General features: G+C 70.1%; 10 protein-coding genes. 8 read left to right on the top strand and 2 right to left on the bottom strand.

Annotated features, from left to right (window positions below):
- Positions 1–88 precede the first annotated feature (88 nt).
- A complete protein-coding gene (locus Q9R20_RS03300) occupies positions 89–568 on the bottom strand; it encodes a PepSY domain-containing protein (RefSeq protein WP_311247992.1) in 480 nt (159 codons plus the stop codon).
- 140 nt (positions 569–708) lie between these two features.
- Between Q9R20_RS03300 and Q9R20_RS03295 the strand changes: the two genes are divergently transcribed.
- The 4 genes from Q9R20_RS03295 to glmM all read left to right on the top strand — a co-directional run bounded on the left by Q9R20_RS03295 (position 709) and on the right by glmM (position 4,132).
- Positions 709–1,545, top strand: coding sequence for an alpha/beta hydrolase (locus tag Q9R20_RS03295; RefSeq protein ID WP_311247991.1), 837 nt, complete (start codon positions 709–711; stop codon positions 1,543–1,545).
- A 275-nt stretch (positions 1,546–1,820) separates the two neighbouring features.
- Positions 1,821–2,267 (top strand): 50S ribosomal protein L13, encoded by a 447-nt coding sequence (gene rplM, locus Q9R20_RS03290; RefSeq protein ID WP_295838049.1) that lies wholly within the window; start codon positions 1,821–1,823, stop codon positions 2,265–2,267.
- A gap of 24 nt (positions 2,268–2,291) precedes the next feature.
- Positions 2,292–2,762 (top strand): 30S ribosomal protein S9, encoded by a 471-nt coding sequence (gene rpsI, locus Q9R20_RS03285; protein WP_311247990.1) that lies wholly within the window; start codon positions 2,292–2,294, stop codon positions 2,760–2,762.
- Between the two features lie 14 nt (positions 2,763–2,776).
- Entirely contained in the window at positions 2,777–4,132 is a 1,356-nt protein-coding gene (glmM, locus tag Q9R20_RS03280; RefSeq protein ID WP_311247989.1) for a phosphoglucosamine mutase, read from the top strand.
- Between the two features lie 63 nt (positions 4,133–4,195).
- Here glmM and Q9R20_RS03275 read toward each other — a convergent pair whose 3' ends face one another.
- Positions 4,196–5,125 carry a Ppx/GppA phosphatase family protein gene (locus Q9R20_RS03275; protein ID WP_311247988.1) on the bottom strand — a complete coding sequence of 310 codons (930 nt, stop codon included), beginning with the start codon at positions 5,123–5,125 and terminating at the stop codon, positions 4,196–4,198.
- 79 nt (positions 5,126–5,204) lie between these two features.
- Here Q9R20_RS03275 and coaA point away from each other — a divergent pair, with 79 nt between their 5' ends.
- The 4 genes from coaA (at position 5,205) to Q9R20_RS03255 (ending at position 12,333) form a co-directional block, all read left to right on the top strand.
- Complete coding sequence (gene coaA / locus Q9R20_RS03270) at positions 5,205–6,158, top strand: type I pantothenate kinase (protein WP_311247987.1); 954 nt, start codon at positions 5,205–5,207, stop codon at positions 6,156–6,158.
- Positions 6,159–6,515: 357 nt separating this feature from the next.
- A complete protein-coding gene (locus Q9R20_RS03265) occupies positions 6,516–10,487 on the top strand; it encodes a choice-of-anchor G family protein (protein ID WP_311247986.1) in 3,972 nt (1,323 codons plus the stop codon).
- Positions 10,488–10,489: 2 nt separating this feature from the next.
- A complete protein-coding gene (locus Q9R20_RS03260; RefSeq protein ID WP_311247985.1) occupies positions 10,490–11,299 on the top strand; it encodes a DUF5819 family protein in 810 nt (269 codons plus the stop codon).
- Positions 11,300–11,304: 5 nt separating this feature from the next.
- The gene (locus tag Q9R20_RS03255; protein WP_311247984.1) at positions 11,305–12,333 is read left to right on the top strand and encodes an HTTM domain-containing protein; all 1,029 of its coding nucleotides are present in this window, start codon (positions 11,305–11,307) and stop codon (positions 12,331–12,333) included.
- The last annotated feature ends 11 nt before the right edge of the window (positions 12,334–12,344 follow it).

Below are 12,344 nucleotides of genomic sequence, written 5' to 3'. Positions count from 1 at the left end.
CGTGACTCATGCGCCGAGTGTAGTGAGCCGTCGGCCCCCATCCCGAGGAGGGTGCGGGGGTTGCGCGGGCGCGCGCGGTCTGCTCGGGTCAGAGCACGGCTCCGTCGGACGCCGAGACGCGAACGGTCGAGCCGCCGCCCGTCTCGACCTCCCACACGGTCGTGCCGCCCTCGTCGTCGAGCTCGACCTTCTCGATCCGCGCGCCGCCGGGTGTGCGGCCTGCGGCGATGCGCACCGCGTCGGCGAGGGTGGTCACGGCCGCGTCGAGCCGGGCCTGTTCGTCGGGGTCGAGGGCGTCGCCGTCGCTCGAGGAACGCACCTCGCCGCCGTCGGCGCTCACGTGCACCTCGGTCTCGCCGCCGTCGGTCGCCACGTGCACCTCCCACTCGTCATCGTCGCTCTCCAGCTCGAACGCGCGACCGCCCGACTGCGACTCGGCCAGCGTGATCGCGCGCACGGCCTCGCGGTCGGTCGCGGCGTCGGTGGTGTCGGGGCCCGCCGCGCATCCGCCGAGGGCGAGCACGCCGGCGGTGGCGAGGGCGGTCACGAAGGTGCGGGTCGAAGCCATGGCGCGAGGCTAACGAGGCCGTCACCGGGAGGCGGGGAGCTTGCGTCCGAGCTCGAGCTGTGGATGGGCGCGCATACCCGCCGGAGAGGTATGCGTCAACCGGACCCTTCCGTCCAGGTTGGGTCCCGACCATTTGGGACATGAGCGAGATCACCGCACACCACGGACTTCTGACCGACATCGACCTCCACGTCGACGACACCGGCGGCACCGGGCGACCCGTCGTCCTGATCCACGGCTGGCCCCTCTCGGGTGAGTCATGGGCCCACCAGGTTCCCGCGATCGAGGGCGCCGGCTACCGCGTCGTCACGTACGACCGCCGCGGATTCGGTCGCAGCGACAAGCCGCGCTCCGGCTACGACTACGACACCTTCGCCGACGACCTGCAGGCGGTGCTGGAAACCCTCGACCTGCGCGACGTCACGCTCGTGGGCTTCTCGATGGGCGGGGGCGAGGTCGCGCGTTACCTGACCCGGCACGGCTCCGACCGGGTGCACAGCGTGGTCTTCGCGGCCGCCGTTCCCCCGTACCTCGCGCAGACCGATGACAACCCGGACGGCCCGCTCGACGACGCGACCGCCGACGGGATGAAGAACGGACTGAAGGACGACGAGAAGGCCTTCTACCACCAGTTCACGACCGACTTCTTCTCGGTCGACGGCGAACTCGCCGTCTCCGAGGCCGATCGCGCCGAGGCGGAGCGCCTCGCGAACCAGGCCGACCACCACGCCGCGCTGAAGTCGATGGAGGCCTTCGCCACCACCGACTTCCGCGAGGACCTGCCGAACGTGACGGTGCCGACGCTCGTCATCCACGGCGACAGCGATGCCACGGTCCCGTTCGAAGGGTCCGGCAAGCGCACGCACGAGGCGATCGCGGGCAGCGAGCTGCACGTCGTCGCCGGCGCCCCGCACGGCGTGAACGTCAGCCACGCCGAGGAGTTCAACCGCGTCCTCATCGACTTCCTCGCGCGCTGAGCACCGACCGTCCGCGTCCCCTTTCTCGCCCGCACCCGCGGAGGACGCGACCGGATGCCACGATGCCCCGCTCTCTTCGGAGGGTGGGGCATCGTCGCGCGTTTGGCGATGGCATCCCGATGCCCTAAGCTTGGTCGTTGGTGCCCGCCTCTCTGCGAGCGGGTTGCCCGAACGTGAGCCCTCCACCGGCCCTGTTCCCCGGTCATCGACAGGAGAACGGACCACCGGAGCGGGATTCACGAACTCCTCCGTTCGATCAAGAAAGCAGCACTACTGTGACGCGCACTTTCACCCCCAAGGCCGCTGAGGTCACGCGCGAGTGGGTCGTTATCGACGCCACCGACGTCGTTCTCGGCCGTCTGGCCTCGCACGCGGCGGTCCTCCTCCGCGGCAAGCACAAGCCCACCTTCGCCAACCACATCGACTCCGGCGACTTCGTCATCGTGATCAACGCCGACAAGGTGGCGCTCACGGGTCAGAAGCTCACGCAGAAGAAGGCCTACCGCCACTCGGGCTTCCCGGGCGGCCTCAAGTCCGTCACCTACGACGAACTGCTCGAGAAGAACCCCGTCCGCGCGGTCGAGAAGGCCATCCGCGGCATGCTGCCCAAGAACAGCCTCGGCGCGGCGCAGCTCAAGAAGCTCAAGGTCTACCGCGGCGCCGAGCACCCCCACGGTGCCCAGCAGCCCACGGCATACACCTTCGACCAGGTCGCCCAGTAAGCGCCGCCGGATAAGGACGAAACAGTGTCGAACATCGACTCCAGCAACTACAGCACCGAGACGCCGGCCGAGCAGTCGGCCGTCGCCGCCGAGCGCCCCGTGCTCTCGGTCCCCGGCGCAGCCGTCGGCCGTCGCAAGCAGGCCATCGCCCGCGTGCGCCTCATCCCCGGCTCGGGCACGATCACGGTCAACGGCCGCACGATCGAGGACTACTTCCCGAACAAGCTGCACCAGCAGCTGATCAACGACCCGTTCACGGTGCTCGAGCTCGCGGGCTCGTACGACGTGATCGCGCGCATCTCCGGTGGCGGCCCCTCGGGCCAGGCCGGCGCGCTGCGCCTGGGTATCGCCCGTGCGCTCAACGAGATCGACGCCGAGAACAACCGCCCGACCCTCAAGAAGGCCGGCTTCCTCTCGCGCGACGCTCGCGTCAAGGAGCGCAAGAAGGCCGGTCTCAAGAAGGCCCGCAAGGCGCCTCAGTACTCCAAGCGCTGAGTTCGATCCTCCGTATGCCTCTTTTCGGCACGGACGGGGTGCGGGGGCTGGCCAACGGCCTCCTCACCGCCGAACTCGCGCTGCACCTGGCCCAGGCGACTGCCGTCGTCCTGGGCCAGGGCCGTTCTGCGGAAGCGCGAAAGGCCGAGGGCCGTCGGCTCACGGCCGTCGTCGCGCGCGACCCGCGCGTCTCGGGGGAGTTCCTCGCGGCCGCGGTCTCGGCAGGACTGGCATCCTCGGGCGTCGACGTCCTCGACGCCGGTGTGATCCCCACCCCGGCGACGGCGTTCCTCATCGCCGACCGCGACGCCGATTTCGGCGTCATGGTGTCCGCGTCGCACAACCCGGCCCCTGACAACGGCATCAAGATCTTCGCCCGCGGCGGCACCAAGCTCCCCGACGTCGTCGAGCAGCGCATCGAGCGCGCGTTGGAGTGGGACCGCCTGCAGCCGACCGGTGCCGGCGTCGGCCGCATCCGTCGCTTCGCCGACGCGGAGGACCGGTACGTCCTGCACCTGCTCGGCTCGCTGCCGCACCGGCTCGACGGCATCCACGTGGTGCTTGACTGCGCGCACGGCGCGGCCGCCGGAGTCTCGCCCGAGACCTTCAAGGACGCCGGCGCGATCGTCACCGTCATCGGTGCCGAGCCCGACGGGCTCAACATCAACGACGGCGTCGGATCGACGCATCTCGACGTGCTCGCGGAAGCGGTCGTGCGTCTGGGCGCCGACGTCGGCATCGCGCACGACGGCGACGCCGACCGCTGCCTCGCGGTCGACGCGCAGGGCAACGTCGTCGACGGCGATCAGATCATGGCGATCCTCGCGGCCGCCATGCAGGAGCGCGGCGCCCTCAAGGACGACACTCTCGTGGCGACGGTCATGAGCAACCTCGGTCTGCATCGGGCGATGCAGGAGCGCGGCATCCGGGTCCTGCAGACCGCTGTCGGCGACCGGTACGTCCTCGAGGCGATGAACGAGGGCGGGTACTCGCTCGGCGGTGAGCAGTCCGGTCACGTCATCATGAGCGAGTTCGCCACCACCGGCGACGGGCTGCTCACGGGCCTGCACCTCGTGGCCGAGATGGCGCGGCAGAACAAGACCCTCGCCGAGCTCGCCTCGATCATGACGGTGTATCCGCAGGTGCTCGTCAACGTGCGCGGCGTCGATCGCGACGGCGTGGACGACGAGGGCGTGCAGGAGGCCGTCGCCGCCTCGACCGCCGAGCTCGGCGACTCCGGACGCGTGCTGCTGCGCGCCTCGGGCACCGAGCCGCTCGTGCGCGTGATGGTCGAAGCGGCCGACGAGCACACCGCGCGGACGCACGCCGACCGGCTCGCCGACGTCGTGCGGGAGCGTCTGGCGCTGTAGAGTCCGGTCCCTTCGACAGGCTCAGGGACCTCCGTTCATCGGGGGCCCTGGGCCTTCGTCGTCTCAGTACTCGAGCGACTCGATGTAGCGCAGCAGCACGCCCTCGCGCAGCGCCCAGGGCGAGACCTCGAGCTCGTCGACGTCCATCGCCTTCATCGCGCGCTCCACCACGATCGCCGCCGCGACGATCTGGAACGTGCGGTCGGCGGTGATCCCGGGCAGCGCCTCGCGGGCGTCGGCGGGGATGCGGGCGAGCCGGGGGATCCAGTCCTTCAGCTCACGTCGCGGCAGCACCATGCGGTCGATGCCCGACCACCCGGGCACGGGGTACCCGGCGAGCTTCGCGAGCGAGCGGATCGCCTTCGAGGAGCCCACCACGTGATCCGGCCGGGGGAGGGCGGCGAAGCGTTCCGCGACGGGGGCGAGGACGGATGCCGCGTGCTGGCGCAGCGCGTCGATCTCGTCCGCGGCGGGCGGGTCGTGCGGCAGGAACCGCACGGTGGAGCGCCCGGCGCCGAGCGGCACCGATTCAGCGAGGTCGGGCAGTTCGTCGGCGCCTCCGGCGATCTCGAGCGAGCCGCCGCCGATGTCGAACAGCAAGATCTGCCCCGCCGACCATCCGAACCAGCGGCGCACCGCGAGGTAGGTGTAGCGCGCCTCGGTCTCCCCGCCGAGCACCTGCAGGCTCTGTCCGAGCGCCTCCTCGATGAGCGCGATCACCTGCTCGCCGTTCGTGGCCTCGCGCACCGCCGAGGTCGCCGTCGCGAGGAGCTCGTCGACCCCCTCGGCGCGGGCGCGATCGCGCGCCGCGGTGACGGCATCCACCAGTCCCCGCACGCCCTCGGGGGAGATCGACCCGTCGGGGAGGAGGTAGCGCATGAGACGCAGGACCGAGCGGTGCGAGGTCGTGGCGGTCGGGCGACCTCCCGCGCGCGCGTTGGCGACGAGCAGATGGACCGTGTTCGAACCGATGTCGAGGACTCCCAGGCGCACGGTCCGAGCGTAGTGGGCGGCCCGGGCTCGCCTGCCGCGCCTCGGCGGGCGGGCGCGCCGGCGCCGGTAGCATGAGCGGGTGTCCGCCGCCGAGACAGCCGCTCCCGCACCGTCGCTGAGCCCGTACCGCCAGATCGACCGCGACGATTGGGCCCGCATGGCCGGCGGCCTCGAGCAGCCCCTCACCGAGAACGAGATCGTGCAGCTGCGGGGCATCGGCGACCGCCTCGACCCGCGCGAGGTCGCCGAGGTCTACCTGCCGCTCAGCCGGCTGCTCAGCCTGTACGCGCGTGCGACCCGCCGGTTGGGCGCCGACACGAGCGAGTTCCTCGGCGAACCGGATGCCACGACCCCCTTCGTCATCGGCGTCGCCGGCTCCGTGGCGGTGGGCAAGTCGACGATTGCCCGTCTCCTGCGAGAGTTGATGAGCAGGTGGCCCGACACCCCGCGCGTGGAGCTGGTCACCACCGACGGCTTCCTCTACCCGAACGCCGAGCTGGAGCGCCGCGGGCTCATGGACCGCAAAGGCTTCCCGGAGTCCTACGACCGTCGCGCGCTCGTGCAGTTCCTCAGCGAGGTGAAATCGGGTGCCGAAGAGGCCCGGGCGCCCTTCTACTCGCATGTGCGGTACGACATCATGCCGGACGCGCACGTCACCGTGCACCGGCCCGACGTGGTGATCGTCGAGGGGCTGAACGTGCTGCAGCCTCCGCCCGCGCCGCACGACGTCGCCGTGGCCGACCTGTTCGACTTCTCGATCTACGTCGACGCCGACGCCGCGCACATCGAGCGCTGGTACGTCGAGCGCTTCCTCGCGCTCCGCGACAACGCCTTCACCAACCCCACGTCGTTCTTCCGCGTGTTCGCCGACATCAGCGACGAAGAGGCGGTCCAGCGCGCCCTCGGCTACTGGCGCGACATCAACCTCCCCAACCTCGAAGAGAACGTGCTGCCCACGCGCCATCGCGCGAAGCTCGTGCTGCAGAAGGGCGCCGACCACACCGTCGAATCGGTCCTCCTGCGCAAGCTCTGAGCGGCGCCTGGCCGACTCGCCGACGAGCGGGCACGAAGACCGTCCGGTGCGACGGGTGCGTAGCCGTCTCAGTAGTACCTACCGGTGACCCCGGGGGCGGGGACCGGTAGCGATCCCCGTATCAGCGCGCATTCACAGCCTGCACATAGCCCTTTTGAATGGATCGCACGGCTGTCGGAAGGCCGCAGAGGGTGCTGCATTCGCGGTTCCCCGAGCACCAGGTACAGGAGCATCGCTATGGATCGCGAGGATGTGGGGACGTCCGGGGCATCGCCCGGGCGCTCCGGGACACGGAAGAGGAGCGGACTGTGGTCTCGCTCCCGAGTAGGACGGACGGCGGTCAAGACGGCCGCGGCGGTGGGGGCCGCCTCCCTGAGCCTGTTCGGCGGCGTCACCGCCGCGAACGCCGCCCCCGGTGACGAGTCGAATGCGACGGGCACGTTCCTGGGCGGTTCGATCCTCAGCCTCATCGATCTCGACGCGATCGCCGAGATCGAGGGTGCCGCGGCGACCAACGACGGCACTGAGCCGACGGTCGTCGACTACAACACGCTGGACCTCACGGCGCTCGGCGTCGTGAACGTCACCGTGCCCGGCGGCATCCAGGTCCCCGTCGACCTCGGCTCCCTCGGTGTGGTCGGGCAGTACGCCGAGGCCGACCCCGACGGCGGCTCCGTCGGCGCCTCAGGAGCGGTGGGCTCGGGCGGTGTCATCGGCACCGGTGCGCCCGCGACCGGCCCGCTGAACGTGAGCCTCGGCGGAGCGGTCGACGCCCTCGCCGGGTCCGTCGCCGCCGAACTGATCGCCGAGCTCGCCGATGTGGACCTCACGCTGGATGCCGTTTCGGCCCGCGCCTCTCTTCAGGCAACGGCGGACGGCGAACCCGAGCTGGTTCGCGACTACACGATCGCCGGTGGCCAGCTCGTCATCGACAGTGCGACCCTCTCCGATCTGACGGCCGACCTGAACGCCGCGGTGGCCGGAGCGCAGGGCACGGTCGACAACGTCGACACCGGCCTGAACAGCACGCTCGCCACGCTCCTCGGACCGCTCGGCGGCCTGGTCACGGCGAACCTCTCCGTGAGCACCACGAGCCTCACCGACGCGATCGCGGGGCTTCTGCAGGGGCAGCTCACCTCTCCCGAGTACCCCGGGGTGATCATCGATCTCTCCACGGGTGAGATCATCGTGGACCTCGACGCGATCCAGCCCCTCAATGGCCTCGCTCCCGGAACGAACATCCTCGGGTCCGAGACGGTCGGCGAGATCGGCGACGCCGTCGCCGCGCTCGTCGGTGGTCTCGTCGACGACGTGAACGAGGCTCTCGTCGACGCGGTTCGCGGGCTCAGCGTCACGGGCGGAGCGTCTGTCAACCTCGGCCTCGGGAGTGTCAACGTCCTCAACGTGAACACCACGGTCGGGGCTCTTCTCGACGGCCGGACCACCGGCGTAGAGCTGGTCGGCATCGGCCTGGGGCTCGGAGGCGGCGTGCAGGGACTCGTCGACGGTTTGACGACGCCCCTGGAGACGCTGCTGACGAACCTCGGGGCGACCGTCGAGGCCGTGGCCGCCCCGGTCACCACGCTGCTGACACCCGCGCTGGACGAGATCCTGCCGCAGCTCGTCACCGTGACCGTCAACAACCAGAGCGAGCCTTCGCCTGGCGTGTTCTCCGAGACGGGCGTCATCGTGACGATCCTCCCCGGCTCGATCGCGACGACCATCGAGCTGGCCAACGCCACCGTCGGACCGAACGCACTCGACGACAACGCCGACGTGACCATCGTCAGCCCGGAGGACGGCACCGCCTTCGTGGTGCCCGACGCGGACGACGTCTCCGACGTCATCATCACCGGCACCGGTGAGATCGGCGCCGAGATCACCGTCTCGATCGAGGGTCAGGAGGACCAGGTCACGACGGTCGGCGAGGGCGGCACCTGGACGGTCACCTTCCCCGACCTGCCGGTCGGCGAGTACACCGCGACCGCCACGCAGGATGCCGACGGCACCACCGCCGACGTGACCTTCTCGGTCGTCGAGGCGCCCGACGTGGCCATCCTCACCCCGACGCCCGACCAGATCATCGTGGTGCCCGGTGCCGATGACACGTCCGACGTGATCGTCACCGGTACCGGCTCGCCAGGGTCGGACGTCGAGGTCGTCATCGGCGACGAGACGCAGACCGTGACGGTCACCCCCGAGGGCACCTGGACGGCGACGTTCGAGGACCTGCCCATCGGCGACTACACCGTCACCGTCACGCAGGAGATCGACGGGTCGACCGACACGGTCGACTTCTCGATCGCCGAGACGCCCGACGTCGTGATCGAGCAGCCCGCCGACGGCACCGAGATCGCGGTCGGAGCCGCGGACGATGTCACCACGGTGACCGTCTCCGGTACCGGATCGCCCGGCTCGACCGTCACGGTCGAGCTCGACAACGGCGCCATCGAGGACACCGTCGTCGCCGACAACGGTGAGTGGACCGTCACGTTCGAGGACCTGCCGATCGGCGACTACACCGCCACGGCCCTGCAGGACGCCGACGGCTCGACCGACACGGTCGACTTCTCGGTCGTGCTGGCCACGCCGGTGACCATCACCACCCCGATCGACGGCACCGAGTACGAGGTCGGCGAGCCGGACGCGACGCGCACGGTCACCGTCTCGGGCACCGGCCAGGCCGGCGCCGAGATCGAGGTCACGCTTTCGAACGGTGACGTCGAGACGACGACGGTGCTGCCGAGCGGTCTGTGGAGCGTCACGTTCGACGAGGTGGGCGTGGGCGAGTTCACGGCCACCGCCGTGCAGGACATCGACGGTTCGAGCGACTCCGCCTCGTTCTCGATCAGCGCCGCGGCCGCAGACGCCGACGCCGCCGACGTGGACGTCGCAGATGCCGACCTGGTGGACGCGGATGCTGATGCGGCGGACGCGGATGCCGCTGACGTGGATGCGCTGGACGTGCTGGACATCGATGTGACGGACGTTCTCGACGCCCTGGACATCGACGCCGACGCGGACGTGCTCGACGCTGACGCCGACGTGGCCGACATCGACGCGGACGCGGACGGTCTGGATCTCGATCTGATCGACGCCGATGCGCTGGACATCGACATCCTCGACGCCGACGCCGACGTGCTCGACATCGACGCCGACGGTGCGGACGCCGATGTGGCCGACGCCGACGCGCTGGACGTGCTGGACATCGATGTGACGGACGTTCTCGACGCCCTGGACATCGACGCCGACGCGGACGTGCTCGACGCTGACGCCGACGTGGCCGACATCGACGCGGACGCGGACGGTCTGGATCTCGATCTGATCGACGCCGATGCGCTGGACATCGACATCCTCGACGCCGACGCCGACGTGCTCGACATCGACGCCGACGGTGCGGACGCCGACGTGGCGGATGCGGATGCCGTTGACGTGGATGCGCTGGATGTGCTCGACATCGATGCCGACGGTCTCGACGTGGCTGACGCGCTGGATCAGCTGGACATCGCTGACGCGCTGGATCAGCTGGACATCGCTGACGCGCTCGATCAGCTGGACATCGCTGACGCGCTGGATCAGCTGGACATCGCTGACGCGCTGGATCAGCTGGACATCGCTGACGCGCTGGATCAGCTGGACATCGCTGACGCGCTCGACCAGCTCGACATCGATGCCGTGGACGCTGACGCGACGGACGCTGACGCGACCGACGCCGACGCGACCGATGTCGCCGACGCCGACGCGACCGATGTCGCCGACGCCGACGCGACCGACGCCGACGCGACGGACGCTGACGCCGCAGATGCCGACGCCGCCGACGCGACCGACGCCGACGCGGTGGACGCCGACGCGACCGACAGCGACGCGACCGACGGTGGCGTGACCACCCAGGCGCGCGCCGACGTCGCACTCACGCAGATCGTCCGGGGAACCGGCGTGACCCAGACCGTGATCCTCACGGGCTTCCAGCCCGGCGAGACCATCTCGGCCACGGTGAACTCCACCCCGTTCGAACTCACCCCGGTGACCGCTGACGCCTCGGGCTCGGCGCGCATGACCTTCGCGGTCGGCGCCGACTTCCAGCTCGGTGCTCACCGTGTGGACGTCCGCGGTTCGGTCTCGGGTGAACTCCCGACCGAGCGGGAGAACACCGCCTTCACGGTGACGGCCCAACCCGTCGCCGCGGCCGGCGGTGGGGGTAAAGCCCTCCCGGCCACCGGTGTGGACCTCAACGGTCCGCTCACCGGCGGCATCGCGGCAGCACTGATCCTCGCTGGTGCGACTCTGTGGACCCTGCGTCGACGGAGCGCCAGCGGAGAGCAGCGCTGACGATGACCACCACGGCGGAGGGCGCCCCCGAAGCGGGGGTGTCGGAGGGGCGTCCCTCCGCCCGGCGGTCGGGCGGGGTCATGGCGGCGGTCGCCGCCGCCATGACCCTCGCCATCGTCCTCGGCTACGCCTTCGTGGCGGCGTCGTTCACCATCACCTCGAGCCCGACGCGTCCCGCCGTGTCGGCCGCCTTCTCGCCGTACTTCTCGCAACGGTGGAACGTGTTCGCGCCGAACATCATGAAGGTGAACCGCTCGCTCCAGATCCAGGTCCAGTGGCGCGACGGCGGCGAGCTGCAGCGCAGCGAGTGGGTCGACGTGACCGACATCGAATTCACGTCGGCTCGTGGCATCCCGACTCCCTCGCGCATCTCGAAGAACAGCTTCAACGCCGCCCAGGCCTTTCTGACGCGTTACCAGTCGTTGAGCTCCGACCAGCGCGACCGGGTGCGCGACACCTTCATCCGCGGCACGAACGACGGCGCCTACGCGCCGATGGACCCCGAGGCGCTGCTCGAGGAGCTCGACGAGATGGGCGGCAGTCGCGCCGCGCTGGTGAGCTACCTGCGCTACGACTACATGCTCGTGCGCTTCGCCTCGGCGTTCGGCAGCGCCTACTTCGACCGAGATGTCGAGCGCGTGCGCTGGCGGATCCAGCACGACCGTCCGAACGACTTCCTGCACCGCTTCGACGAGGAGCGCCAGAGCGAGCTGTCGTACACGACGTTCGGGTGGCGTCAGCCCGCGGTCGCGCCGTCGGACGAGGTCCGCGCCATCTACGACGAAGTCATCGAGAGGTACACGGGACGATGAGCAAGGTGGCATCCATCGACGAGGCGCCGCCCGTCGAGAAGCCGAGCCTGCGGGAGCGCCTCGCCCCCGCGGCGCTGTGGGACCGGCTGCAGGGGTGGCTGACCGAGCGGAAGCACTCGACGATCGGCTTCTCGATCCTGCGGATACTGTTCGGCATCGCGATGCTCATCGTGCTCGTGCCCAGCTACGCCGACCGGCAGTACCTCTGGGGCGCCGGCGCGTGGTGGGTCGAGCCGGAGGCGAGCAGACGTGGGTGGTGGGAGCCGCTGCGCCTGCTGTTCCCTAAGGACAACGCGGTCGTGTTCGAGATCTCGTTCCACGTGCTGCTGGTCCTCGCGGTGCTCTTCTTCGTGGGGTTCCAGACCCGGTGGGTCACCCCGGTGCTGCTGGTGTTCTGGGTGGGGCTGTCGACCAACAGCACCCTGCTCGGGAACGGCGGCGATACGCTCATGCGCATCGTGCTGCTGTTCGTCGTGTTCGCCGACCTCAGCCGGCACTTCTCGGTGGACGCGTGGATCCGCAGGCGGCGCGGCATCCGCCCCTCCCGCTTCGCGATCCGGATGCCGCGCGGGGTGCCGCCGTGGCTCGGGAACTGGGCGCACAACACGGTGCTGATCCTCTGCGTGTTCCAGATCCTGCTCGTGTACCTCGTCTCCAGCGTGCTGAAGTTCCAGGGTGAGGAGTGGCTGGATGGCACGGCCATCTACTACGCCCTCAGCATCGACCAGTTCCACGTGCTGCCCGCCCTCAGCCAGCTCGCCTGGCAGTCGGCGCCGGTGGTGGCCCTGGCGACGTGGGCGGCGCTGTGGGTGCAGATGCTGTTCCCCGTGCTGATCCTCTGGAAGCCGACGCGGTATGTCGCGGTGGTGCTCATCACGGGGATGCACCTCGGGATCGCGGTGCTGCTGGGTCTGTGGCCGTTCTCACTCGCGATGATCGCCCTCGACCTGTTGCTCGTGCGCGACGGGACGTGGGAGCGGATGGCCGCCCGAGCGGCCCGCGTGCGGCGGGGGTTGCTCAGCCCCGCCACGTAGGATTGACCTCC

Origin of the sequence: Microbacterium sp. PRF11 (genome assembly GCF_031844085.1) — a bacterium.
Lineage (GTDB): Bacteria > Actinomycetota > Actinomycetes > Actinomycetales > Microbacteriaceae > Microbacterium.
The sequence above is the reverse complement of the archived record's forward strand: the minus strand, read 5'-3'. Positions and strand labels throughout refer to the sequence as shown.

Coding starts and splice junctions, on each gene's coding strand:
- glmM (WP_311247989.1), top strand. CDS start 2,777: ATGCCTCTTTTCGGCACGGACGGGGTGCGGGGGCTGGCCAACGGCCTC.
- Q9R20_RS03300 (WP_311247992.1), bottom strand. CDS start 568: ATGGCTTCGACCCGCACCTTCGTGACCGCCCTCGCCACCGCCGGCGTG.
- Q9R20_RS03260 (WP_311247985.1), top strand. CDS start 10,490: ATGACCACCACGGCGGAGGGCGCCCCCGAAGCGGGGGTGTCGGAGGGG.
- Q9R20_RS03295 (WP_311247991.1), top strand. CDS start 709: ATGAGCGAGATCACCGCACACCACGGACTTCTGACCGACATCGACCTC.